Origin of the sequence: Chryseobacterium viscerum (assembly GCF_002899945.2) — a bacterium.
GTDB classification, from domain to species: Bacteria; Bacteroidota; Bacteroidia; order Flavobacteriales; family Weeksellaceae; genus Chryseobacterium; species Chryseobacterium viscerum.
The window spans coordinates 233,976-260,427 of record NZ_PPEG02000006.1 but is presented as its reverse complement, the minus strand read 5'-3'; the positions used below and the strand labels follow the sequence as shown (position 1 = coordinate 260,427).

The following is a 26,452-nucleotide window of genomic DNA, read 5'->3' as shown; positions in this document are numbered from 1 at the left end:
TTAGTTTTTATAAGAAGAACTCATCCTTAATCTCCTTAAAATTTTGATTTTCCTGCACCTTTGCATTGTATAACATTTAATAAATTTTTGTTTATTAATTTTTTGTCTGCTTCAGCCATTCTTCATAACTAAGAACCCCCAATTCCGGTTTACTTTCACCCTCCAGAATAGAAATAAACTCAAGCTGGTTTCCATCCGGATCATTAAAATAAATAGCCAATGCCGGCATCCATGCAAATACCATAGGCTCAACACTGCCGTTTTTTAGGAAATTATAAGGTTTTAAATCTTTATTTTCTAAATATTCTACTGAGTAATTCAAAATATCTTCCTTACTGCTTGAAAAGGCAAAATGTCTGGTCTGAAGATTCTCCTTCTGCTCCCATAACCCCAGCATAAATTCTTTACCCTCTCCAACCCATAAAAAAGCAATAGGTCTGGTTTCATCTCTATGGGCCAGTTTCAATCCTAATACTTCCGTATAAAACTGAATTCCATTTTCCAAATCACTTACCTGTACATGAGTTTCATATAATCCTTTAATCATAGCTCTAATTTTAATGATACAAAGCTAGAAAACCTTTACTGAAATATCTGTTGGAGACGATTCCTTTAATGAAAATGAATGATAGAAGGATTTTATAATTAGATATTAGATATTAGATATTAGATATTAGATAGTTGTTAAATAGCAATAATTGTTTTCAATGTTAATTCAATAGGGGTGGGCTTTAGCCCGCCTAATAAATTATGACTTTATTCCGCCGGCTTCAGCCAAAACTTACAATCTGTGTAATCCTGCAAAATCTGCGAGAGTTATTCAATATAAATATCCTTTTAATCATATTTCAAAAATAAAAATTTTAAAAAAATCAAAGAAAATAACACTACGTAAAAAGACTGCGTAATACTGTTTTTACTTTGCATAAGAAATCAGAGAGGAAGTATCAATCCTTCTCCATGTTTAACAAAAAAAACAGTAACCATGAAATTTAATTTTTTAAAAAAAGAAAATAAAGTAGTACAGAACTACGAAGGTGCAAAAGCATATGCGATGACACCTGCAGAAGAATTGTATAGTGCTGTTGTTACAACAGGACTGTCAGATGCCAACTATGAAAAAGGAAATGATAGGTTGGAAAGAATTCAGTCTCTGATTAAAAAAAATGACCCTGAATTTGTGGCAAAACTGGCGGTGTATGCAAGGAAAGATATGTACTTGCGTTCCATTCCATTGGTTTTGACAACCGAATTGGCAAAACAGGCTTCCGGTACAGATCTGGTGAGCAAAACAGTAGATGGAATCGTTCAAAGAGCAGACGAAATCACAGAATTGCTTGCCTATTACCAGCTTGCCAATAAGAGAACAGATACTAAAAAGCTTAATAAGTTGTCAAAGCAGATTCAGAAAGGTCTGGTAAAATCATTCAACAAATTTGATGAATATCAGTTTGCGAAATACAACAGGAAAGCAGATGTAACTTTAAAAGATGTATTATTTCTGGTTCACCCAAAAGCTAAAGACGAAAACCAGCAGGCAGTTTTCAACAAAATTGCTAACAATACACTGGAAACGCCTTATACCTGGGAAGTTGAGCTTTCTGTTCTAGGTCAAACGAAATTTGCAGATGATGCAGAAAGAAAACTGGCCTTCAAAAACAAATGGGAAGAACTGATCTTCAGCAACAAATTGGGTTATATGGCAACCATGAGAAACTTAAGGAATATTCTTGAAGCTGGAGTATCATCTGAAGCAATAAACAAAGTTTGCCGATATCTTTCTGATGAAAGAGCGGTATCCGGCTCAAAACAACTTCCATTCCGATTTCTGGCGGCTTACAGAGAATTGAAAACCATAGATTCTCCTTATTTGTCCTCAGTATTGGAAGCATTGGAAGATGCTGTAGTGGTGAGTGCCAAAAATATAAAAGGCTTTGGTGTTGACACTTCAGTAGTGATCGCCGCGGACGTGTCAGGTTCTATGCAGAAAGCGGTTTCCAGCAAAAGTAAAATATTGCTGTATGACATCGGTTTGCTGATGTCGATGATCCTGCAGTCACAGTGTAAAAACGTGGTGACAGGTATCTTCGGTGACCGCTGGCTAAGGGTTCCAATGCCTAAAAATGGTATTCTTAGAAATGTGGATGCATTCTACAAAAGAGAAGGTGAAGTAGGATATTCTACCAATGGTTATCTGGTCATCGAAGATCTGATCAAAAGAGGAGAAAAAGTAGATAAAGTAATGCTGTTTACCGATACTCAGATGTGGGATAGCACAGGAAACAGAAACTCCTTTGAAGACGTATGGAAAAGATACAAAGCTATCGCTCCTTATGCAAAACTGTATATTTTTGACCTGGCGGGTTATGGTACACAGCCGCTTGATATTAGGAAAGATGATGTACACCTTATTGCCGGTTGGTCAGACAAAATTTTCAATGTATTGAATGCATTGGAAGATAAAAAATCAGCTGTAGAAATGATACATAAAGTAGTGCTGTAAAAGGCACTGCTTTTAAATAAGTAGAAACCTATGAAAATTATCAATAAATATCCTGTGTTTGCAGATGTTATACAAACTGAGGTTCAATCTTTCCAATTTAAGTTTAAGAATTCAACATGTTTCGATCATGCGGGAGATCTTTTCGTAGTAAATATTCATGGAGTAAGGATACTTAATGCTGAAGAATGGATAAATGCTATAAAAGCAGATCATATCAATATGAATTCAGTTATTACAGTTGAGGGAAATACCATGGAGATCTTTACAGGGAATTTTGATAAAGACCAATGGGGTGATTGGTGTACAAGTTTCTCTCCACTTCAATTCGAAAGTTATGATACAAAGTACATTCAAAAAGAGCAAAAGGATTGGGATGATGAATTATTGTTAACCGTTAGAATGCAGGTCTTGGAAAAAATGTTTCGCTCTGTAACAGCTTCTGATTTTAGAAGCTTTGTACAGGAATATTGTGAAGTTAATTTATCCAAAACTGAATTGAAAACAAAGCAACGAGAAAGATTGAAAGAAATTCTGGACAAGATTAGCAAACTCAATGCTTCCAGCTTTTATGATATTTTTGTTTGGAAATCTACATTTAAAATAGATTAATGATAATATAAAATTTCAAGATAATAATAAGAGAAATAAAGAATTGGATATGGGAGATTTATTGTACAGAATTGAAGAAGATATTAAAGAAGGTAGAACGAAAAAAGCATGCCGTTGCAATCGGGCTAGTAAATTAAACTATATACTATGAAACTGATTAATACAATTGAAATGAACCCGTTACGACATTTCAAAGAAGAAGTCGGATTACCGGAAATTGATGACTATCCCAATTATAAAGAATGGTTTATAAAATGGAAAGAAGTTGTTTCTCGACTGAATTTTAATTTTGAAACTATTGAGAAAGAGTCTTATTTAGTAGATATCGAAACTATTGATGATGAAACTCTGAAGATGATTGTTGAAGCTAAAATTGAAGACATGGAATCAGAGGAATCTGAAGAAGATGTTTTCGTCATGCCTTTTGACGGTGGAATTGTATTAAAAATGGAAAATGAAATATTGATACAACCTAATTGTTGTGGTGATATAAGTAATATTGAAGATTGGAAAAGTATTTTTAAAAATCCATCTTCAGAATGGAGGGATATCTGGATAGGACATCCGTGGGTGTTGTACAAAACAGAAAATGGGAAAGTCTGTTTCTCAGAATATACAGAATCAAATATAGAAGATATTGAAAATATAGAAATTGTTGCAAAAGTAGATGAATCCGAACTCAAAGCTGAGTTGGAAAAAGTAATCCGGCATCAAATCAATTTTAAGAACAGAATATTATCCATTTTAAAAATGATGAATTATAAATATCCGGAGAAGGTTTCACAGCAATTAGCCGGAATTTGAAAATGACCTAGGAAATGGAGGTGTTAAGAAAATAAGCTATGCGAACGTTAAGAAAATTCTATTGTTTGAAGCGCGACACAGAAAGTGTAACGAAGAAGTACTATTACATTCGCGCAAGTTTTAGAATTTTTAGAGAGGTAGGTTATTTTTAGCCGTAGTTTCCAGGTCTTGAACTTTTGGTTCTTTTGCTTCAAGGCAAAACGAACAAAATTTAAATAAAAATAATCTACGTAAAAAGATTGCGTACATACAATGTAGTTTTGCACTGTAAATAAAAATCAGTGCCATAAGAAAGGGGTTCTTCGATTCCAAAATGAACAAACCAATCTCGTTACATAAGAGTTCCATCATCAAACTTTTAATTTGACCAGAATCAAAAACTCTTATACATTGTTACTTGGTTTTTAAAATAGAAATAAAAAGATGGGAGATTTATTGTACAGAATTGAAGAAGATATTAAAGAAGGAAGAAAGAAAAAAGCATGCGACAGGTTAAGAAACATGATCAATCAGTTTCCCAATGATATTTCTCTAAGAAAAAAGTTAGGACAAATTTATTTTGACGCAGGATTCCTTGATGAAGCAGGTAAATTCTGGATTCTATCCACACCAGAAAATAATGAAATGGAAAATGCTGTGGAGATTTACAGAAAGTCTTTAAGCAATTCGGGAAATGCAATTTTAAAAGATATTATTTTCAGAGGAGATAAAGGCTTGCTTAGCGAGTACGCCATTAAAGTAATCAGTGAACTTGAGCAGCATAGTCTCAAAACCACAAAACATATTCCTGTTTTTAAAGCTAAAACAAGAGAAAAAGGAAACTATTCAGAAAATGACACAAATATTATAAGCAAAATTGGATTTTTTTTATTAGTCGGATTCATTATTTTAATTCCGGTTTTAGGGATTTTTAAACTGTTTGAATTGATCTCGTCATTATTTTTAAAATAAAACAAACCGCGTAAAAAGAATGCGCAGTAGCCATATAAGTTTGCAAAGAATAAAATTAATAACCATGAATAACTATAAACCAGATCTAAAAGAAGCATTGTATTGAGGTTAATACTCAATACTTATGAAAAAAATTAAAGCGGTAAGACAAAAATTCGGATCCAATGAATATGGATTAATTGACTTTCCAATGAAAATTTCCGGTATACAGATTTCCAGAATCTTGTACGGGGATGAAATGGGTTGTTCGCGCTGTTTTCCACACGGTTTTGAAGTGGTGAACGCCAAGTATACAAAGTTCCAGCGAAACTGGAAGAAGTACAGAAGAACCCAATGGAAAAATTAAAATCAGGTGTCGTTTTGGAATCATACTTCGAATTAGCCATCAGGTCACAGGTTCGATTCCTGTCATTCTTGTTGTAAACGGAATGTAGCTCAGCAGGTGGAGCAGATGAGACAGAAAGATTCCGCCATTTTTACCCTGATCATATAAAAGAGTGCCGTAGAGAAGGTTTACTTCGGAATAATTTGGTTCAACTCCAAAACAGATTACGAAAGTAATCTTGTAAAAACCTTTTTGAATCTAGCCTCTTTTATTAAAATCACATCAATGGAAAAATAAAAATAGAAGTCGAAATTTCCAGCGACGAGAACTATGGAAATGTGACATAGGAAATGGAGGCGTTAAGAAAATAAGCTATACGAACGTTAAGAAAATTCTATTGTTTGAAGCGCGACACAGAAATTGAAACGAAGAACTAATATAACATTCGCGCAAGTTTTAGAATTTTTAGAGAGTGTGGGTTATTTTTAGCTGGAGTTTCCAGGTCTTGAATTTTTGGTTCTTTTGCTTCAAGGCAAAACGAATAAATATGTAAATAAAAATTATATTACGTAAATAGATTGCGCAGTAGCTATGTAATTTTGTAAAAAGAAAACTAATAACTATGAATAATTAAAATCAAGTGTCGTTTTAGAATCATACTTCGAGATTGAATAAACATTGGGTCGCAGGTTCGAATCCTGCCTTTTCCCTCGAAAAGGAGAAGTAGCTCAGCAGGTAGAGCAAATGCACGGAAGATTCTGAGAATTTTACCTTGATTGTACAAAAGAGTGCCGTAGAAAAGGCCTACTTCGGTTTAATTTGGTTCGACTCCAGAAGGTCACGGAAGTGATCTTGTATAAGTCTTTTCGAATCTTGCCTCTTTTTATTTAAAAAAAAATAAACAAGTGCCGTAGAAAAATGTTACTTCGCTCATCACGACGGGGTCACGGGTTCGAATCCCGTCTCTTCCACAGTAAAAAAACACGATTGATATAGGAAGAGTAGCTCAGTTGGTTAGAGCACGACTACATTATTCGCCTGTCGCCTTGTTTTCATACAACGAGAAGCTGAAATTGGGACGTTGGAAGGATCTTTGTATCATAATTTTCTATAAAGTCAGATGATTTTCAGACTTTAATACCTTCCTTCTTCCCATTTTCAGCTTCTTTATATTCATATTATGAAGTGTCGTTAGGAAAAAATTCATCGTAACACAATTATGGGAGGAATAGCGAAGTCGGTCACTCCGGCAAGGCTATCCGGTTCGACTCCGGCAAACGGAAGCCCGTTTTTTTCCTTATTATTACCTTTATAAAAATGCCGGTAGATTATTTACCGGCATTTTTCATGGTCTCTTCCAGCTCTCCCTCAAACATCATCTTCCATTTGGCAAGAGTCGTTCTGCTTATTTTATATTTTCTCGACATATAACTGGTAGAATGACCATGCTTTTTCTGATATTGCAGCAATTTCAGCATAGTCTGCCTGTCATAGGTTTTTAGCTTTTGGTTTTCACTGGATTGTTTGAAAAGTTTATCATTAAACTTAAGAACATCCTCACTGCTATGGAGCTTCTCAAGAAGTTCTTTGATTTTCGGATCCTTCAGCTTTTCAGGATGTTCTATTCTGAGCATATCCTGATAGATTTTTTTGTAATTGGGGCGCATGTCTTTATCTGTTTATCCGTTGGCATTATCACTCTTCTGAAGCCATCTGTGAAGAGTACTTTTCGGAATAGAATATTCTTTAATGACTTCGCTTTGCGTCATCTCACCGGAAAGAATTCTTTTCATAATAAAGTCTTTGATTTCCTGGGTGTAAATGTTTTTCCTGAAATAAGGCGTTTTTTCAGACTTCTGCTGGTTTTTGTTGATGGCAGAAGGGGGTGCATATAAAATCAAATGTGAGCTGTAGAGCCTGAAGAAATCATATTCTAATAATTTGCTCCATCTTAGAAGAAGATCTGTATCCATCGATCTGCTGACATACATCATTTCGATAGTTCCTTCGTCTTTGCCTAAAAATTTGCAGATTCTCTCTATTGTTATTTCACTTTCATCAACCCTCTCCTTAATAAACTTTCCAATATGGATTTCTTTATATAACATTGTTTATTGAATATTATTCTTTTGTTTTAACTTATGTATTAAAAAAACGATAATAGGCAATATATATTATTGTATAGAGTGGAAAATAATTCACTTTAATTTGAAATTGATAAAAAATAGAAATTATGATTTAAGAATAGGCAAATGCGTTTAATAAGATTTTTAACCTTAAAAAACGGATTTGTGACTTACCAAATAACTTTAAAAAAGGTGAGTAGGGAGCACCTTAATGTACTTGGGATATATTCTTTATTTTCAATGGATTCTTCTTCTTCTCTTTCAAACTTCTTTTTCCTGCCATTTGTGTGAAATAATATATAACCTATTAAGATTTTTATATAATTCTATGAGTTAAAGCTGTAGATAGATTGATAAACAGCTTTTCCCGCGTTGAATTTTTAATTAGTACCAAATAATTGCTTATTCGCTTTCAAATGTAAACAAAAATAAGAAGTAAAAACAACCGGAAATATAAAAATCATGCTTTATCTATTGATTTTAATTAAAATTAACATATTATAAGATTTAATGTGTGAATTATTTAAAGGGAAAAGCTTACCCATAAAAAATGATAAAAAGAAAAAATTGTATACCATCGGGACAGTCCATACCTTTGCCAATCAATGAAGAATACCATAAGCTTATTTGACTTTTCGAAGAAAATCAATTACAAAAATGAACTGCTGGCTGGCTTTACAGTAGCCATGACAATGATTCCTGAATCTCTTTCATTTGCGATTCTTGCCGGTTTGTCTCCGCTCACAGGGCTTTATGCCGCTTTTATGATGGGATTGGTAACAGCTGTTTTGGGAGGACGCCCGGGAATGGTTTCCGGTGGGGCAGGAGCAACCATCGTGGTCTTGATTGCTTTGATACAGTCTCACGGAATAGAATATCTTTTTGCCACAGTAGCATTAGCCGGAATACTTCAGATGTTGGTGGGAATCTTTAAACTGGGGAAATTTGTAAGATTGATTCCACAGCCCGTTATGTACGGATTCCTGAACGGATTGGCCATTATTATTTTTATGGCACAGATCGAACAGTTCAAAATTACAGACAACAGTGGAGCTGTAAGCTGGCTGCAGGGAATGTCTTTATATATAATGGCTGGTTTAACAGCCCTGACAATCGCCGTAGTCTACTTTTTCCCAAAAATAACAAAAATAGTCCCGGCCTCTTTAGTAGCGATTATTGTGGTCTTCGCCATAGCTCTTGGATTTAATATTCCAACAAAAACGGTAGCAGACATCGCTCATATCAGTGGAAACCTTCCCAGTTTCCACATTCCAAAGGTTCCCTTTTCTCTGGAAACCCTACAGATAATATTTCCATATGCCTTAATTATGGCAGGAGTAGGTCTTATAGAATCTCTTCTTACTTTATCAATGGTAGATGAAATTACCAATACCAAAGGAAACACCAATAAAGAATCTGTAGCTCAGGGATTGGCGAATATTACCAATGGTTTCTTTGGTGGAATGGGGGGCTGTGCAATGGTAGCACAAACACTGGTAAACCTTAATGCAGGCTCCAGAGCGAGACTTTCGGGGATTATAGCTTCTCTGCTGATTTTGATCATTATTCTTTTTGGAGCTCCTGTGATAGAGAAAATTCCTATGGCGGCTTTGGTAGGAGTAATGATGATGGTAGCCATCAGTACATTTCAGTGGGTGTCAATCAGGATTGTTAATAAAATGCCGAAGTCCGATATTTTTGTTGGAGTTACGGTAGCATTGATTACCGTTATTTTACATAACCTGGCGCTGGCGGTTTTGGTTGGGGTTATCATCTCAGCATTGGTTTTTGCATGGGATAATGCTAAAAGAATCAGAGCAAGAAAACATATTGATGAGAATGGAGTGAAGCATTACGAAATATATGGACCTCTGTTTTTTGGTTCAGCGACAGCATTTACAGATAAATTTGATCCTGCGAACGATCCGGATCAGGTGGTTGTTGATTTTAAAGAAAGCCGTATTGTGGATATGAGTGCAATAGATGCCTTAGACAAGTTATCGAAACGATATAAAGAACAAAATAAAACACTACACTTACGACATCTCAGCGAGGACTGCCGAAAAATATTGAAAAATGCTGAAGCGGTAGTTGAAATTAATATTGAAGAAGACCCTACTTATAAGGTAATTCCGGAAAAATAAAGAAATCAAAATTGAATTTTGTTTCAATTATCAATTATCAATTAAAAAATATAAATAACAAGACAAGGACTGTAAGATAAATCTACAGTCCTTGCTTGTTTAGGTTATTAATGTATTCGCGATAAAATCAGGCACTAAAGCATAGTGCGACAATTTCATGCTGATGGAAGCTCGCCCGCTTGTCAGCGTTCTCAGATCGGAAATATACCCGAAAGTTGAAGCTAACGGAACTTCCGCTGCAAAAATCTTTCTTCCTGATCTTTCATCAATAGAAGTGATGATTCCTCTTCTTCTGTTGATATCCGCAGTGACAGCCCCCGTGTATTCCTCAATACTTTGAATCTCTATCTGCATGACAGGCTCCATCAATTTTGGACTACATCCTCTGGCAGCAGCTTTGAATCCCTCTCTGGCAGCAATTTCAAAATCAAATGCAGCAGAATCCTGAGCATGGAAAGAACCATCCAGAAGGGTAATCTTCATGTTTTCCAGAGGATATCCTTTTAATGGACCTTGCTCCATAGCTTCTCTGAATCCTTTTTCAACAGAAGGAATAAATTCAGTTGGAATAACACCTCCTTTGATTACATTGACAAATTCCAGTCCATATTCATTGTCATTCCTTGGTCCGATTTCAAAACTGATATCAGCGAACTGACCGCTTCCTCCGTTTTGTTTGGAAAGCTTTTCTCTATGGATTGTAGTCCCCGTTAAGATCTCGCGGTAAGAAACTTTAGGTCTTCCCTGATTGATTTCAATACCATGATTCAGACGGATTTTTTCCAACGTAACCTCAAGATGAAGCTCTCCCAGTCCACTTAATAAAGTCTCTCCGGTCTGTTTGTCTCTCTCAACAACTAAAGAAGGATCCTCCTCCTGAATTTTAGCCAGTACCAAACCAAAAGACTTCTCATCACCATTCGTTTTCGGCTCAATAGCAACCCTGATAACAGGGGTTGGGATCGTAATCGCTTCCAGTAATATCGGCTTGTCTGGAGAAGATAAAGAATCTCCGGTTTTAGCATCCTTTATTCCCGTTAAAGCAACAATGTCTCCCGCTTTAGCTTCATCCATTGATAATGTTTTATCCGACTGCATCTGTAAAATTCTCGAAATCCTAAAACTATCACCCGTTCTTACATTCAGTATTGTATCGCCGGATTTTATCTTTCCGGAATAGACACGAAGCATGGCCAGTCTTCCCATATGTTTATCAATCACGACTTTGAAAACAAGCCCCGAAAAAGAAGCCGCTTCATTTCTTTCCAGTATGACTGCTTCTTCTGTCTGAGTATCTTTTCCCTGCAGGTCAGCAAGCTGATCCGGAGCTGGAAGATAAGTTACCACAGCATCAAGGAGAGGTTGGATTCCCTTATTCTTAAAGGCAGAACCACAGAGAACAGGAACTGCTGCTCCGGATCTGCAGACCCTTTGCATAGCTTCTACGATCATTTCAACGGTGACTGTATTTTCGGTATCCATAAAAATGTCAAAGAAAGTCTCATCATATTCTGCCAGAGTTTCCAGTAACTTCATTCTATATTCATCAGCTTCAGTACGGAATACCGCCGGAATCTCCTTTTCAACAATGGTTTCCCCGGTTTCATCGGTCCAGTATAATGCTTTCATTTTGATAAGATCAATGACTCCTTCAAAATGTACTTCAGCGCCCATCGGAATCTGAAGAGCAAGAGGAACAGCATTCAGCTTGGTTTTTATCTCATGGAGAACCGCAAAGAAATCTGCCCCAATTCTGTCCATTTTATTGATGAAACATATTTTGGAAGTGCCATGTTTTTCAGCCTGGTACCACACATTTTCAGTTTGCGGTTGCACACCGGATGAAGCACAGAAAACTGCGACAACACTGTCCAGAACCCTTAGAGAACGTTCTACTTCCACTGCGAAATCAATGTGTCCGGGAGTATCAATAATGTTGATATTATACACTTTATGATCTTTTTTCCATTGCGTTGAAACAGCAGCTGAAGAAATGGTAATCCCTCGGCTTCTTTCCTGGATATCCTTGTCCATGGTGGTATTTCCATCATCTACATTACCGATTTTATGAATGAGTCCCGTGTAATACAGAAGTCTTTCCGATAACGTTGTTTTTCCTGCATCTACATGTGCTATGATCCCTATATTTCGTGTGTTATATTTCATTTTGTTTGATTTAAATTGTTGATTTTTAGATCTGTATTTTGAAAAGGTTCTGAAAATAATGAACACAAAATACACCCCAGCTTGATAAAACCGGTAAAACATTTTTTGTATTTTGAGTTGAGAAAAATTTTCAGAGATCTTAACAAATAACAGAAGTTGTTTGAATTGTTAAAGTCTGAAAATAGGGCAGCAAAAAAGACCTATCCGAATAGATAGGTCTTCAATATATTTTTGGGTATAAAAGATCTATAGAACTATTCAGATAAATATTCAGTGCTGCCAAAGAACACAGCTCTGACAGGATTGCTTAAAGTTATAATATTTATCATTTTTGTTGACATTGTTGATTGTTAATCGGTTGCGAAATTATAATTTTTTTTTGATTTCCAAAGAATTTTTGCAACTATTTTTTGTGAACGGAAATTAAACGGTTCATCAATCATCTTCTGAGAGTCTGTGAAATTCGTCAATTTTCATAAAAATATCTTAAAACACAGAACGAACGTAATGCATTTATGATAAAAATTTTATCTTTGGGAAGAATAGTATTTAAACACTTGTTGATGATTAAAAAAAATTAAATCTTTTTCAAGAAAGCTAAATAAAACTTTTAACTTAAAACCTATTGAAAACAGATATCGACATCCATAACCACTGTCATTTTTCTTTTGACCTGTGGCTCACCTTAATCAAATCTCATCCTGAATTTAAAGCAAAAAGAGTTGAGCTGTTCTCCTCGTTTTTCAATGTAGATAAACCCATAGAGGAGGTTACGAAAACCGTAAAGTATTACGATGATCTTTGTAATACCATTAATGAGGTAACAGGAGGGAATATAGATACATTTGAGATCTATCTGATGATTCTTGGTTCTTTGAATGTAGATGTAAAAGAGTTGAATAAAGAAAAACTCAATGAGTTTTATGTAAAGAGTGAAGACTTATTTCTGGAATACAGACCGGTTGTGATTTTTGAAAATATTCATGATTTTTTTGAAGATATCAAAAACCAGGGAAAGACCATTAATATTTTAAGCAACACAGGATTTATCAAGGGAAAGACCATGAGAAAATTTCTGATTCATGAAAACCTGGATCAGTATATTGATTTTCATATTTATTCTGATGAAATCAACTGTTCCAAACCGAACCCGCTTATTTTTCAGGAAGTGAAGAATAGGATCAAAGACCAGGATTTGCCATTACATCAGATTTTGCATATCGGAGACAATCCGGTAGCCGACTATCAAGGGGCAAAAAACTTCGGTTTCAGTGCACATTTACTTAAACACTAAAAATAAACATGAATACAAGATACAGCTTACACCACATTCATTCGGCAGATGAATTTAGCTTCTCACCTGCAGAATACAGCTATTTCAAGTATGGCGATAAGTCGTATGCTGAAAAATTTGCAAAAGAATTATTCGACGGATTTATTTCCGAAAACGAAGCACTTTTACAGACTGATAAAGAGATTGTAGTGCTTCCAAGCCCGTATATGGCTATTCCTACGGCTTCCAATTTTTTATGCTTTTACTTTAAGAAGTATTTGGATTTCTATATGTTTCAAAAAGGAAAAAAATCAAGTGTTTTATCCAAAATCAATAGAAATCACACGTATATAACAGATTATGGCAATCTTAATTTTGAAGATCGTAAAAATCTGATTGCCAATGATACTTATTATATAGATAAAGATTTTTTAAGAGGAAAACTTTGTATTTTTATAGACGATATAAAAATCACGGGAAGTCATGAATATACAGTCAACAGGATTCTGGATGAATATAGCGTGGAAGCAGACTTTATGTTCCTGTATTACGCAGAACTGATGAATTTTGACCTTGATCCTAAGATCGAAAACTTTTTTAATTATTATGCAGTACAAAATGTAAAACACGTTGCAGAAGTGATGAATAAAGACAGTTTTCAGTTCAATACAAGGATTGTGAAATATATTTTAGGCCTGGATTCAAGTAATTTTGATTATCTTACGTCTAAAGTAAAAAAAGAACAGATGGACCTACTTTTGGAGCTGGCCATCAGCAACAATTATCATTTAATAAAAGAATACGAAAATAACATCAATACTTTAACACAAACGGAATTATATTATGGCTATTAACTTACAAAAAGGACAAAGAGAAAATATTAACGCACCTAAATTTACTGTAGGTTTAGGATGGGATATCAATAATACATCTACAGGAACTGCTTTCGACCTTGATGCATCTTTATTTTTGCTGGGTGACGACAAAAAATTAGTTTCAGATAACCACTTTATTTTCTATAACAACCTTGAGTCTCCGGACAAATCTGTGATTCACACGGGTGATAATCTTACAGGAGAAGGAACAGGTGATGATGAGCAGATCAAAATTGATCTTACGAAAATTGACGATGCCATCAAAGAAATTACAGTAGTGGTAACGATTCACGATGCAGATGCGAGAAAACAAAACTTTGGACAGGTAAGAAATTCTTTCATCAGAATTTTCAACACAGATACCAATGAAGAGATCTTAAAATATGAACTAGATGAAGATTTCTCAATCGAAACGGCAGTAGAATTCGGAAGAATCTACAACAGAAACGGAGAATGGAAATTTGAGGCTGTAGGTGCAGGACAGAGAGACGGCCTTGACAAATTTGTATCAATTTATCAAAATTAATCATGGACAATCAGGAAAATCAACCCATAGATCCACTAGGATCAATAGAACCTCTTAAAACATTTGAACCTACTCCAATGGTTCCCCCAACTCCAGCTCAGCCTGTACAAAATGCAGCGCCGGCAGTTCTTGTGGACAGAGAAGGAAATGTAAATCTGACTCAGATGCAGTCAGAAGAACGCCAGAAATATGAAGTTCTTGCGAACTCTATTGATGAAGCCAACCCAGGTTCGATTGTGAATTTCGGGGCAGAGCTTCAGAAAACGTTAACAAACCAGAGTGACAGCTTCTTAGGAAATGTAAGAAGATCAAACTCAGGAGAAGTAGGCGGGCTTATCAATGACCTTTTAGTAGAGCTTAACTATGTAGATGTAGAAGAGCTTAACGGAAATAAAGTGAAAAGCTTCCTGAGCAAATTACCTTTCATGAAAAAGGTGATCACTCAGGTGGAAAACTTATTTACAAAATATGACAAGATCATCAATAATATTGAGCAGATCTCTTATAAAGTAAATGCAGGAATCATTACTTCTACAAAAGATAATGCTGTTCTTCAGACTATTTTTGAAAGTAATGTGAATTCTATCAAGCAGATTGAAAGTCTTGTGATTGCAGGAAATATCAGAATGGAAAGAGCAGCCGTTGAGCTTACTCAAATGGAAGCCAGTCCTCAGAATTTTCAGGATTACCAGATTGCAGATAAGAGAGATTTCATCGCAAGGCTAGACAGAAGAATGGCTGATCTTAAAGTGGTGCGTGTGATTATGATGCAGTCGCTTCCACAGATCAGACTGGTACAGAATAACAACGTTTCTATTGCTGAAAAAGCACAGACGATTCTTACCACTACGCTTCCTGTATGGAAAAACCAGCTTTCCCTTGCTGTCGCGATGTACAGACAGCAGCAGAATATTGAAATTCAGCAGAAAGTGTCTTCTACTACAGAAGAGATTCTAAGAAAGAATGCAGAGCGTCTTGGCCAGAATTCAGTGAATGTTGCCAGAGCGAACGAGCAAACTATCGTGTCAGTAGAAACATTGAGAGAAACAACGTCAATGCTTATCAATACATTGAATGAAGTGAAACAAATCCAGAAACAGGGAGCCGATAACAGACGAAAACTGGATCAGGATCTTCAGACATTGGAGCATGAGCTTAAAGCGAATGTCAGAGGTTAATTTATAGGATACCAAGGTGGGGGATGATGCAGCAACCATATTGTCGCAAAGCAAAAGAAGATTAACAAAACTTAAGCTTCTCGCGAATTTTTTTGAACATATTGACATAATATCGATTTACATCAAAACCGATATTATCCACAATCTGTTCCAGGAAAATACGGCTTTAGATTATAATAAACTGGAACTTTTCCACCTGCAGTATACCGACAGTCTCATAGAACTTTTGACGAAGATAAAAAGGCAAAAGGAAAATGATATGCTGGCTGTCATTAATGAAATTAACATCAACAATAAATATATTTCAGGTTTTGAAGAAAGACGGGTAGACAGCTTTCAGACCGACAGGAAAATGTACAGCGGTGTATTTTCCCAACATCTGAAAACTTTGTACAAAGATCTTACAGAAGATATTTTTACTGCCAATTGGGAGAATGTTCTGTATTTTCATAAAAAATATGCTCAGGAATTTTACAGAACGGAAGCCGATGAATCTCTTTTGCAGTCCGGTTCTTTTCCTGCCTATCAGTATAAAGACTACGCCATTGAAAGAAAACTGTTAGGGAGATTGAATATACAAGGATTTAAAGTCCGTTTTGTTTGCGGTTACCTTATTGGGAACCGCGATTATGAACTCTTCAGAGTCTTTCAGTCTGACGATTATTTTATTTTCAGTGTAGACGAAAAGAAATTGTATCTTTTCGACAAAGAATTGGATAAGCTGGATATTTCTGAAAATCAGTCTAACCAGAGTTCCATTATCGATCAGCTGAGAACTAAAAATGATGTGCTGGAGCATAGTATGAACGAAAGAAAACGTACGTTACCAGCCGAAGTGGAAGCCGTTTTGAAAGACTATATTAGAAACCTGGAAAATATAGATATTATGAGCAAAATATTTGATTTCGATGAAGAAACGAATATTCTGCGCGCAATGCTTAATTTGAATTTGAATAATAACTAGAAGGTAAAATTGCAAAAAGTATAATCACAAATTGGCAGCTTAGCCTTTGCAAAAAGTAAATAACAACTAAACATAAAAAGATGGCTATCAACTTACAAAAAGGTCAGAGAATCAACCTTAAAAAAGAAAATGGAGCTGAGCTTTCCCAAGCTTGTGTAGGAATCAACTGGGGAGCAATCGAAAAGAAAGGATTTTTCGGAACCAAAAAAGAAGCAGTAGACTTAGATGGAAGCTGTATTTTATATGATTCAAACAAAAATGTTACGGAAGTAATCTATTTTGGAAATCTTAAATCCAAAAATGGATCTGTAAAACACAGTGGAGATGACCTTACCGGAGATGTAGACGGAGATGACGGATTGGATAATGAAGTAATCACTGTTGATTTCAGCCAGCTGGAGCCCAATGTAGAACATGTGGCAATGGTACTGAACAGCTACAAAGGTCAGGATTTCGGGACGATTCCTTTTGCTTCTATCCGTATTTATGAAGGATCACCTACTAATGTAAGAGAGGTCTTTGCAAAATATGATGTTGCAAATGATGCTTCTTTCAACGGACATGTTGCTATGGTAATGGGAGTTTTCTATAAGAGAAATGGGGAATGGAAATTCAATGCCGTCGGAGATCCTACAGCAGATAGAAAGCTGGAGCAGACGATTCAGACAGTACAGATGAATTACCTATAATCAATTGACAATCAAAAGATAAATAAAATAGCAATATTTGTACTCTGTACATCTATTGCTTTTATCATATAATAACATAACTCAAGTGGATAAACATCAAAGTATTTTAGAACTGCACCCAGGTCTGGTGTGGGGATTCGCGATAACAGTTGTTATCATGCTGCTCCTGGACTTAGGGGTATTTAATAAAAAAAGTCATGAAGTCTCTTCCAAAGAAGCTACCATCTGGTCTATCGTATGGATCTCACTTTCCATGATATTTTCAGGAGTGGTGTATTGGGTATTCAATACAGACGGATCGCCTGAAAGTCATGCGGTGGCTGTGGAGAAATTTACACAGTACCAGGCTGCTTATTGGATTGAAAAGGCCCTTTCGGTAGATAACTTATTTGTATTTATTCTGGTTTTCGGATTCTTTAAAGTACCGAAATTCCTTCACCATAAAGTTCTTTTCTGGGGTATTATTGGAGCATTGATCTTCAGAGCAATATTTATTTTTGCAGGAGTAGGATTGATTAACCTGACGTATCTTCCTGAAATGAATATTTTCGGAAAAGCAGTACAGATCAATATAGTAATGGCTCTTTTCGGTCTGTTCCTTGTGTATGCTGGGATCAAATCCTGGGGCGATGGAGGTGATGATGATGACGAAGATTACAGCAATACAGCAGGAGCAAGATTGATCAAGAGTTTCTGGAAAGTTTCCGATAATTATGATGGTGATAAATTCTTTACTGTTCAAAACGGGATCAAAATGGCAACACCGCTTTTAGTAGTGGTTGGGGTTATTGAGTTTACAGACGTTCTTTTTGCAGTAGACTCTATTCCGGCGATCTTTGCGATTTCAAATGACCCATTCATCCTTTATACATCGAATATCTTCGCTATTTTAGGATTGAGATCATTATACTTCCTGTTGGCGAACTTTATCCATATGTTCAGCAAACTTCCTTATGGATTGGCCATTATTTTATCCTTCATCGGGGTAAAAATGCTTATTGCCCCTTGGATTCATATTACATCTCCGGTTTCGTTGGGAATCGTAGGAGGAGTATTGGTTATCTCTGTTCTTTTATCCATCATCTTCCCTGAAAAAGAAGAAGAGAAAAAAGAAGAATTGTAAGAAAACAAAATATTTAAAATATATAAAAAGCCTCTGGAATGTTATTCTGGAGGCTTTTTTATGACCTAATATTTTTTTTATTGGAAATCGCAAAGACGCAAAAGTTATCAACATTATGCTGCTTTAAGACGCAAGAAAATCAAAAATTTTTAGCATGGTTGCCTTTTTATTATCGACTTTATCAAGACAGTATTAAATTTTATCGGAGATAAAATCCTTGCGCCTTACCACATTATTTTTATAAGAATTTTTGCGCCTTTGCGTTTTCCAAAATTATTATTTTAAAATCAAAACAGACAGACTAGTCTGTTCATTATTTTTTTTCATACATTTGCTCAGTAAAAGAAAAGCAATATGAAATCTCCACGAGAAAGAATAATAGAAACCACCTTTCAATTGTTCGCCAGACAAGGCTATAATTCTACCGGAATCAACCAGATTATTTCTGAAGCAGAAGTGGCCAGAGCAAGTTTCTATCAGCATTTTAAATCTAAGGAAGACTTGTGTGTAGAATTTCTGAAAGTAAGACATGAGTATTGGTTTAAGGAGCTTAACAATTTTGTATCGCAGGGAAAAGAGATAAGGTCTAAAACTACGAAAGCTTTCGATTTCCTTGTGTATATGAATGAAAAAGAAAACTTCAGGGGATGCAGTTTTCTAAACATCTTGTCGGAAATACCGATGGATAATATTAAAATCCTAAAGGTTATCCAATCCCATAAAACAGATCTCAGAAACTATTTTTTAGAAATACTGAATGATGATACTCTTTCTGATCATATTTATATGCTTTTTGAGAGCAGTATTATAGAAAGCCAGCTTTTCAAATCCAATGAACTGATTGAAAAATCAAAGACAATAGCCACCAATTTAATACAATAAGCTATGGAACAAAAACACCCAATTCCACCTTTCACCCTTGAAACGGCAATTGAAAAAATTCAATTGGCAGAAGATGCCTGGAACAGTCAGGATCCCGAAAAGGTTTCTAAAGCTTACACGATCGACAGCGAATGGAGAAACAGGGATACTTTCGTGAATGGAAGGGAAAATATTGTAGTATTTCTCCAGAAAAAATGGGCGAAAGAATTCAATTATAAGCTTAAAAAAGAATATTGGGCACATACCGATAACCGAATTGCTGTTCGTTTTGAGTACGAATATCAGACAAAAGATGGCAATTGGTTCAGAGCGTATGGAAATGAGAACTGGGAGTTTGATGAAAACGGACTGATGGCGAAAAGATATGCAAGCATCAATGATCTGGCTATAAAAGAAGAAGACCGAAAATTTAAATAAAAAGTAAAAAAAGACTGTCATTGTAACAGTCTTTTTTTATGATGAAAATTCATTTTCTTGTTTTATATTTACCAAAAAATTAGGTTAATAATTCTATATATAAACTAATAATCATCTGAATTTTTCTTTCGCTAGAAGGAGGATTTGGATATAAAACTTAAATACAAATGAGAAAAAATCGATCAATCGAAAAAGTATTCTTACTTTTTTTACTTATGCCTTTTCTGGCTTTTTCCCAATGTTGGAAAGAAATCTCTACAGGAAGATGGAATTCTGTCGGCTTAAAAAATGACGGAACTCTCTGGACTTGGGGAAGTAATTGGTATGGACAATTGGGTGATGGAACCAATGTTTATAAAACAAGCCCGGTTCAGATTGGAAATGCTAACTGGAAAAGTATCATATCAACTCCTGCAGAAGATTATGTTCTGGCTATAAAATCTGATGATTCGCTCTGGGGATGGGGAAGTAATTTTATGGGAATACTCGTGAGTACAACCAATGAAAATATAACCAGTCCTATAGAGATCGGGAGTGCTGCAAATTTAAAGAGTGTGGCTCCAGGGGTGCATATTTTAACTATACGAACAGATGGAACGCTTTGGGCTAAGGGAAATAATACTTTTGGGCAGTTAGGTGATGGAACGTTGACGGACCAAAATAATTATATTCAAATAGGAACAGATATCAATTGGAAATCTGTTGCAGTTGGAGCATTTCACAGTATTGCACTTAAAACAGATGGAACACTTTGGGCTTGGGGTTTTAATGCTACAGGACAATTGGGAGATGGTACTATAATTGGGAAAAAAGCTCCCGTTCAGATAGGAACAGATACGAACTGGAAAAGCATATCAGTTGGAGCTAATCATACTCTTGCATTAAAAGCAGACGGTACAATTTGGGCCTGGGGATACAATAACAGTGGAAAATTAGGTGATGGTACGAGTACAGACAAAATTGTACCTACCCCAATAGGAACTGCGTCTGATTGGAAAAGTGTCATCGCCGGAGTGAATCATTCTCTAGGCATAAAAAATAACGGAACACTTTGGGCCTGGGGAGATAACATGACAGCACAATTAGGTGATGGTACATATCTTACTAAAATGACCCCTATACAAATAGGTACAGATAGTAATTGGAAAAGTGTAGTTGGGGGTTATAATCATACACTAGCCCTAAAAACGGATGGTTCACTTTGGTCCTGGGGAGATAATAGCGCAGGCCAGCTTGGAAATGGTACCAATATTGAAAAAATCATACCTACAGCCATTTCATGTCCTACAACTATGACATTGCAAGTAGGAGAAAATAGTAAAAGAAATGAAGAAATAATATTGTATCCAAATCCTACAGGAAAGTTATTTAAAATCCAAAATCTATCAGGAATTAAAACAGTAAAAATCTATAGTGAAGAAGGAAGATTAGTCGGTTCCTATGCTGATAGTAATAGCATTAATGTACAATCCTTATCAGAAGGTATATATTGGGTTAAAGTAGAAGATGCCAAAGGCACTATAATCACAAGAAAATTAATTAAAACTGAAAAGTAATAATTTAATAAATATTAGAAAAGGAACGGTCTAAGCACTGTTCCTTTTTTATTTGATCGGGCTATATCCAACAACTTTTTGTTGCCCTGTATTCAAAAATTTATAACTATAATTTATCTTTATGCTAGCCGTTTTTCCCATGCAGCAGCTTATTAATCTTTCTCCTCGTCTGCACAGATACTTTGTAAGCTTCATCACGCAGTTTTTGTATTTTTCCTACAGGCTGGAAAAAGATTTTACTTTCAAAAGGATTGAATGAAAGAAGTTCATTGGTACAGTTGCGTGAATCCAGGAGCGAATCTTTATTAATTCTAACCTCGCCAATCTTAATAAAAGGAGAATTTTTCCATTCTACATTCAGTTTATTGATCGGCTGATCTTTCAGGTCATAACAAATCTGTATCATCACATCTGCTTCAAAGTCATGGGTCTGAAGATAATCTTTTAACGAATCCTTTATATTTTGCTTTCTGCCTGTATTTTTATCTACAGACTTTGGACATAGTTTTATTTTTATCACCTGATCTCCCAGACGATAAGCGCCTACAGAATAGTAATCGAACGACAGGATAAAATCATTCCTTTTGCCCATCAGTTGTATACTATGACGGATAAAATCAACTGTACAAAGAGCTGGAATCATTTTGACCAGCTGAATAAACATCGGAAACAAACTTCTCCATTGTTTCATATAAAGCCGGTTGATTGCTGTAAACAGTTTTAGGAAAGTAGAAATCGAATTTACCGGAAATAAAGGAAAATTCACCAAAGGGTAATTGGCAAGTAATACACTGTTTTCATCCCTGATCTGCACTGCAAATCCGTAGGCCGGAATATCTTTTTTAGAATTTTTAATTTTCAGCTGAGCATTAGAAAATCTTATGGTCAGGTCGAATTTTTCATTATCAAAAAAAGGCTGTAATGATTCAGGGATATCCGGTTCAATCCAGAAGGCACCCTTCGCTACCGCATACGTTTTTGCATGAGCATTCCGGGTAGCATAATTGACGTCACTTATAGAAGAGGATTGCTCAACAAAATCCGCTATTGTTTTTTTATTGATCTCCAGAAGTTTTTTTTCCTCCTCATTTAGTTCATCAAACTTCTTATTATATTTTAATGGATTTGGCATTTAGTTTTTAAAATTCAATTATAACGCCAAGTTTCGGAATCTGTGTTAAGCAAGTATTACAATTATTTGAATTTTGTTGATAAAGAGACTTTGAATCACGAAAAGTATACAAATATGGGTGCCTTATTTTGATTAATAATCTTTTTAAGTTGTTGATTTTTAATGTTTAATAATTCTCGCTTCTTACTTCCGGCAACAAATCTTATCTTTGTAAAAAAATTATAATATGGGAGTAGCAGATATGTTATTTAAACGTAAAAAAGAACTGGCAGAGAAAAACCTGAATGATGGTAAAGAATATATGGTAGAGTATGGTAAGAGAGAAAGCGTTGTGCAGTTACCTAGCGGCTTACAATATGAAATCATTACAGAAGGGGATGGGCAGAAACCAGGACCTAAGTCTACTGTAAAATGCCACTATCACGGAACGACTATTTCCGGTAAAGTATTCGACAGCTCTGTAAAAAGAGGAACTCCTGCATCTTTCCCTTTAAACAGAGTGATTTCAGGTTGGACAGAAGCTCTTCAGCTGATGCCTGTTGGAAGCAAATGGAGACTGATTATTCCTCCGCATTTAGCGTATGGAGATCAGGAAATTAGCAAAGAGATCGGACCAAACAGTACGCTTGTTTTCGAAGTTGAATTGCTGGATATTAAATAATCCTTCTTAAAAATAGATTAAAAATTTACCTGATTTCAGGTAAATTTTTTTATTTGTACTATCTTCGTATAGATCAATTGTAAAATAGGGAGATCTGTTCTGCAATAGATCCTGCTAACACAAAAATATGACTGAATGAAAAAACTCTTTTACCTTTTCGCTGTGGTGGGCTTACTGGTATCCTGTGTTTCCAAAAAGAATCAGGCTATCCAGCAGAATATTCTTACCCTAAAAGACAGCTACTGTAAGGCTCCTTTTAAGTATAATTACAACAATAAACTTCCATCTTATAATTCGGATTCTATTTTAATAGCGAATAAAGATCTTAAAGAGATGTTTAGCGATCAGAGCATTTTAATTTTAAATGCGTTGAACAATCTGGAGGATGTTCACAAGATCACTGAACTTAAAAAAGATTCTTCGCTGACGTCACAGGTGAAAATATTGCAGCTGAAGACGAAAATCAACAGCAGAATCACCATTGCTTTAACAGAGCTGGATGCCGTAGCAGCAGAGTTCGATTGTGAGGGAGAAAGAGTTGCGCAGATTGGAAACTATGTGGATAATCTGAATTCATCAAGAAATAATAAACTGATTTTATATTCAATCATTGCCGGAGCAGCTTCTTCCATAGCAGGAGGGATCGTTAAAAGTGACGGTTGGGATAATGCAATAGGTATCGGAGGAGGTATTTTGGGAGCTGGGTTTGGTTTGGCAACTCTTAATCCCAAAGGGAAAAAAGTTGAGTTTATCCATCAGAGAAATCTTTTAAGGGATATCTGGAAAGAAAAATTAGAATCTCCGAACTTTCCACCTTTTATCTGGTATATGTATACTGAGAAAAAGTTTTCCAACAGGGAAGAACATTCCATTATTGGAAATATGAAATCGAGATGGCTTCATTATCAGTTTGATGATGTAAAAGAAGTCGCAGATAAGTCTGTTATTTTCAGTGACGGAGGCTTTTACAGGGCAGATGATCTTCATAACCGCGCTGCTATGCTCAATCAGATGCAGTCAGCAACACGTACTATCAATCAGAATATCAATTATTTGTTGCTTGATCTGGATAAATTAATTCTCTAAGAAAAAAATAACTGTAATAAATTTTGTTACATTTAAAAAATGTGTATCTTTGCCAAGTAATTACAATGAACAATACAAGATTTGCTACGGCAGTACATATAATGACATTATTGGCAAAGAGCCCTCAGGAGTGGCTTACTTCCGAATGGGTAGCCGGTAGTATCAATGTAAATCCGGTGATTGTCCGAAAGGAGATCAGCGTATTGAAAGAAGCAGGTCTGATTATCAGCAGACAGGGAAAAGAAGGAGGCAGCCAGATTGCAAAGAATGCTGATATGATTACAATTTCTGAGATCTATAAAGCGGTAAAAAATACTGAAGTACTCGGAAAGAAAAATCAGAATCCCAATCCGGCGTGTAGTGTTGGAAAGGAAATTAACGTTCATTTAAATACATTATTTGAAGAAACAGATCGTTTGGTGGTAAACTTTTTAGGAGACAAGTCATTGCAGGAATTCGCTGACCAGTTCGAATAAAATTTTTTTAACCCTAACTGTAACAAAATTTATTACAATTTAATTAAAAATAAAACATTATGAAAAAAGTAGCAGTAATCGGAGCAACCGGATTTGTAGGAACACACGTAGTATCAGAATTAGCAGACAGGGGATATGCGGTAGAAGCATTGGTAAGAGATGCATCAAAAGTAGACACAAAGGAAAATGTAACGGCAAAGAGCATTGATGTAAACAATGTAAATGAATTGGCTGAAGCATTAAAAGGAAGCGATGCAGTAATCAGTACCTTCAATGCAGGATGGACGAATCCTAATCTTTACAACGATTTTTTGAATGGTTCTGAGAATATTCAAAAAGCAGTAGAAGCGGCAGGCGTAAAAAGATTGATCGTAGTAGGAGGAGCAGGAAGTCTTTATACTCCGGATAATGTACAGATCGTAGATACTCCAGATTTCCCGGAAGCCTACAAACCAGGGGCAACAGCAGCGAGAGATTATTTAAACAAAATCAAAGAAAATAATACTTTGGATTGGACATTCTTCAGCCCTGCTATAGAAATGAACCAGGCCAATATAGGGGAAAGAACAGGGAAATACAGAACTTCATTAGAAACTCCGGTGTTTGATGAAAACGGGAGAAGCCGTCTGTCTGTAGAAGATGTAGCGGTAGTTTTGGTAGATGAATTGGAACAGAACAACCACATCCGTGAACGTTTTACAGCAGCTTATTAATCATACTAATCATAAAAAAAAACAGAAATGATACAAAAGAAATTATTGTCGATATTGACGCTGCTGAGCTTTATCAGCATATTTGCAGGAAACCTCAAAGTGAAAGTGTATAATCCGGGAACCAAAGCTATTTTTCCGATCACTTCCACCATTATTTATGGAGATAAAGATGCCATACTCGTTGATGCCCAGTTTCAGAAACAATATGCAGAACAGCTTGTGAAAGAAATAAAAGCGACAGGAAAAAACCTGAAAACAGTTTTTATTTCTCACAGCGATCCTGATTTCTATTTCGGGTTAGATGTGATCAAAAAAGCTTTCCCAAATGTAAAGATTATCTCAACGGCTCAGACAGCTTATCTGATTTCAGCTTCGAAAGATGAGAAAATGGGAGTGTGGAAACCACAATTAAAAGCGGATGCCCCATCAGAGATCATCATTCCTGAAGCCGCTTCTTCTATTCCTGATCTTGAAGGAAACAAAATTGAGATCAGACAAAACCCTGAAGATCCGGCGCACAGTTTTCTTTGGATCCCATCTATTAAAACCATTGCAGGCGGGATTTCAGTTTCAGTAGGATCCCATCTTTGGATGGCAGATACACAGAGTGTAAAAGCGATTGATCAATGGATCGGACAGATTGATGCCATGAAAGCATTGAACCCCAATCAGGTGATTGCTTCCCATTTTGCAGAATTGTCTACCTCACCACAATCACTTGATTTTGTGAAAAGCTATCTGGAAAACTATAAACAAGCGGTGACTGAAAATAAAACTTTACCTGCTATTGTAGATTTTATGGTCAAAAAATATCCTAATCTACACGGAAAAGAAGAACTGGAAATGGGAGTAAAGGTTTTCCTTAAAGAAATGGATTGGGATTTAAAATCGCCATATCCTGCCATCGGGCATCAAGTTGAAGTAGATTTTGGAGCCGTAAAATTCATTCTTGATTTTAAAGATAACAAAACAATGACCTTTAAAGGGACAGCCGGAAATTCAAAAAACAGCACAGATACTGTAGAATATACCGCTGTAGAAGTAGCAAAGAATGTTTTTATGGTATATTGGCATGAGCCTCACCTTGGTTCGAATGTAACCCATATACAGGATTATAATAAAAATATTATTTACTCAAATATTGCAGGTCGCGACGGCACATTTACCCATCTAAAAGGAACTCTCAAGGTTTTAAAATAATAGCAAAAATGAAAAGCACATGTGAAATTTACATGTGCTTTTTTGTTATATTTGACTATAGAGTTTGGAAAGT

26 protein-coding genes are annotated in these 26,452 nt (G+C 35.6%); 21 read left to right on the top strand and 5 right to left on the bottom strand.

Translation table 11 applies throughout. The features are described 5' to 3' along the window. Positions 1-94 precede the first annotated feature (94 nt). A complete protein-coding gene (locus C1634_RS15665; RefSeq protein WP_103232775.1) occupies positions 95-547 on the bottom strand; it encodes a VOC family protein in 453 nt (150 codons plus the stop codon). Positions 548-985: 438 nt separating this feature from the next. On the opposite strand from C1634_RS15665, the gene C1634_RS15660 reads away from it, so the two are divergent. From C1634_RS15660 to C1634_RS15635, 5 genes are all read left to right on the top strand, one after another. Further along, the gene (locus C1634_RS15660) at positions 986-2,503 is read left to right on the top strand and encodes a TROVE domain-containing protein (RefSeq protein WP_103232774.1); all 1,518 of its coding nucleotides are present in this window, start codon (positions 986-988) and stop codon (positions 2,501-2,503) included. Between the two features lie 30 nt (positions 2,504-2,533). After that, entirely contained in the window at positions 2,534-3,112 is a 579-nt protein-coding gene (locus C1634_RS15655) for a hypothetical protein (protein WP_103232773.1), read from the top strand. Between the two features lie 147 nt (positions 3,113-3,259). Further along, a complete protein-coding gene (locus C1634_RS15650) occupies positions 3,260-3,916 on the top strand; it encodes a hypothetical protein (protein WP_109738728.1) in 657 nt (218 codons plus the stop codon). A gap of 423 nt (positions 3,917-4,339) precedes the next feature. Continuing rightward, positions 4,340-4,867, top strand: coding sequence for a DUF6584 family protein (locus C1634_RS15640; protein ID WP_109738727.1), 528 nt, complete (start codon positions 4,340-4,342; stop codon positions 4,865-4,867). A gap of 124 nt (positions 4,868-4,991) precedes the next feature. Continuing rightward, positions 4,992-5,213 carry a phosphate ABC transporter substrate-binding protein gene (locus tag C1634_RS15635; RefSeq protein ID WP_103235673.1) on the top strand — a complete coding sequence of 74 codons (222 nt, stop codon included), beginning with the start codon at positions 4,992-4,994 and terminating at the stop codon, positions 5,211-5,213. Between the two features lie 1,307 nt (positions 5,214-6,520). Here the strand turns inward: C1634_RS15635 and C1634_RS15630 are convergent. Together C1634_RS15630 and C1634_RS15625 are read right to left on the bottom strand one after the other, a co-directional pair. Then, entirely contained in the window at positions 6,521-6,826 is a 306-nt protein-coding gene (locus tag C1634_RS15630) for a helix-turn-helix domain-containing protein (protein ID WP_228410091.1), read from the bottom strand. A 45-nt stretch (positions 6,827-6,871) separates the two neighbouring features. Continuing rightward, on the bottom strand, positions 6,872-7,300 hold the full coding sequence (locus tag C1634_RS15625; protein WP_103233653.1) for a transposase: 429 nt from the start codon (positions 7,298-7,300) through the stop codon (positions 6,872-6,874). A 623-nt stretch (positions 7,301-7,923) separates the two neighbouring features. Here C1634_RS15625 and C1634_RS15620 point away from each other — a divergent pair. Continuing rightward, the gene (locus C1634_RS15620; RefSeq protein ID WP_103233652.1) at positions 7,924-9,462 is read left to right on the top strand and encodes a SulP family inorganic anion transporter; all 1,539 of its coding nucleotides are present in this window, start codon (positions 7,924-7,926) and stop codon (positions 9,460-9,462) included. Between the two features lie 99 nt (positions 9,463-9,561). Here C1634_RS15620 and fusA read toward each other — a convergent pair whose 3' ends face one another. Continuing rightward, complete coding sequence (fusA, locus tag C1634_RS15615) at positions 9,562-11,628, bottom strand: elongation factor G (protein ID WP_228410090.1); 2,067 nt, start codon at positions 11,626-11,628, stop codon at positions 9,562-9,564. Between the two features lie 625 nt (positions 11,629-12,253). Between fusA and C1634_RS15610 the strand changes: the two genes are divergently transcribed. From C1634_RS15610 to C1634_RS15565, 10 genes are all read left to right on the top strand, one after another. Then, positions 12,254-12,922, top strand: coding sequence for an HAD family hydrolase (locus C1634_RS15610; RefSeq protein WP_103233650.1), 669 nt, complete (start codon positions 12,254-12,256; stop codon positions 12,920-12,922). Positions 12,923-12,930: 8 nt separating this feature from the next. Further along, positions 12,931-13,755, top strand: coding sequence for a phosphoribosyltransferase family protein (locus tag C1634_RS15605; protein ID WP_103233649.1), 825 nt, complete (start codon positions 12,931-12,933; stop codon positions 13,753-13,755). Next, positions 13,745-14,302, top strand: coding sequence for a TerD family protein (locus tag C1634_RS15600; RefSeq protein WP_103233648.1), 558 nt, complete (start codon positions 13,745-13,747; stop codon positions 14,300-14,302). Before C1634_RS15605 ends, C1634_RS15600 begins: the two co-directional genes overlap by 11 nt. A gap of 2 nt (positions 14,303-14,304) precedes the next feature. After that, positions 14,305-15,480, top strand: coding sequence for a toxic anion resistance protein (locus tag C1634_RS15595; protein ID WP_185145139.1), 1,176 nt, complete (start codon positions 14,305-14,307; stop codon positions 15,478-15,480). Between the two features lie 40 nt (positions 15,481-15,520). Further along, on the top strand, positions 15,521-16,444 hold the full coding sequence (locus C1634_RS15590; RefSeq protein WP_123921474.1) for a hypothetical protein: 924 nt from the start codon (positions 15,521-15,523) through the stop codon (positions 16,442-16,444). Positions 16,445-16,524: 80 nt separating this feature from the next. Continuing rightward, entirely contained in the window at positions 16,525-17,133 is a 609-nt protein-coding gene (locus C1634_RS15585) for a TerD family protein (protein WP_103233646.1), read from the top strand. A gap of 85 nt (positions 17,134-17,218) precedes the next feature. Further along, positions 17,219-18,256 carry a TerC/Alx family metal homeostasis membrane protein gene (locus C1634_RS15580; protein ID WP_103233655.1) on the top strand — a complete coding sequence of 346 codons (1,038 nt, stop codon included), beginning with the start codon at positions 17,219-17,221 and terminating at the stop codon, positions 18,254-18,256. A 354-nt stretch (positions 18,257-18,610) separates the two neighbouring features. Beyond that, the gene (locus C1634_RS15575; RefSeq protein WP_103233645.1) at positions 18,611-19,138 is read left to right on the top strand and encodes a TetR/AcrR family transcriptional regulator; all 528 of its coding nucleotides are present in this window, start codon (positions 18,611-18,613) and stop codon (positions 19,136-19,138) included. 3 nt (positions 19,139-19,141) lie between these two features. Then, positions 19,142-19,555, top strand: a complete 414-nt coding sequence (locus C1634_RS15570) for a nuclear transport factor 2 family protein (RefSeq protein ID WP_109738726.1) — start codon at positions 19,142-19,144, stop codon at positions 19,553-19,555. 167 nt (positions 19,556-19,722) lie between these two features. Continuing rightward, positions 19,723-21,111, top strand: coding sequence for an RCC1 domain-containing protein (locus C1634_RS15565; protein WP_103233614.1), 1,389 nt, complete (start codon positions 19,723-19,725; stop codon positions 21,109-21,111). Positions 21,112-21,235: 124 nt separating this feature from the next. Here the strand turns inward: C1634_RS15565 and C1634_RS15560 are convergent, their stop codons facing one another. Beyond that, a complete protein-coding gene (locus C1634_RS15560; protein WP_103233615.1) occupies positions 21,236-22,243 on the bottom strand; it encodes a catalase family protein in 1,008 nt (335 codons plus the stop codon). Between the two features lie 226 nt (positions 22,244-22,469). Here C1634_RS15560 and C1634_RS15555 point away from each other — a divergent pair, with 226 nt between their 5' ends. The 5 genes from C1634_RS15555 to C1634_RS15535 all read left to right on the top strand — a co-directional run bounded on the left by C1634_RS15555 (position 22,470) and on the right by C1634_RS15535 (position 26,379). Next, positions 22,470-22,904 carry an FKBP-type peptidyl-prolyl cis-trans isomerase gene (locus C1634_RS15555; protein ID WP_103233616.1) on the top strand — a complete coding sequence of 145 codons (435 nt, stop codon included), beginning with the start codon at positions 22,470-22,472 and terminating at the stop codon, positions 22,902-22,904. 135 nt (positions 22,905-23,039) lie between these two features. Continuing rightward, positions 23,040-23,990, top strand: a complete 951-nt coding sequence (locus C1634_RS15550) for a hypothetical protein (RefSeq protein ID WP_103233617.1) — start codon at positions 23,040-23,042, stop codon at positions 23,988-23,990. Between the two features lie 65 nt (positions 23,991-24,055). Then, a complete protein-coding gene (locus C1634_RS15545; RefSeq protein ID WP_109738725.1) occupies positions 24,056-24,466 on the top strand; it encodes an Rrf2 family transcriptional regulator in 411 nt (136 codons plus the stop codon). 59 nt (positions 24,467-24,525) lie between these two features. Next, positions 24,526-25,179 (top strand): NAD(P)-dependent oxidoreductase, encoded by a 654-nt coding sequence (locus C1634_RS15540; RefSeq protein WP_103233619.1) that lies wholly within the window; start codon positions 24,526-24,528, stop codon positions 25,177-25,179. A gap of 27 nt (positions 25,180-25,206) precedes the next feature. After that, positions 25,207-26,379 carry an MBL fold metallo-hydrolase gene (locus tag C1634_RS15535; protein ID WP_103233620.1) on the top strand — a complete coding sequence of 391 codons (1,173 nt, stop codon included), beginning with the start codon at positions 25,207-25,209 and terminating at the stop codon, positions 26,377-26,379. Positions 26,380-26,452: the final 73 nt, after the last annotated feature.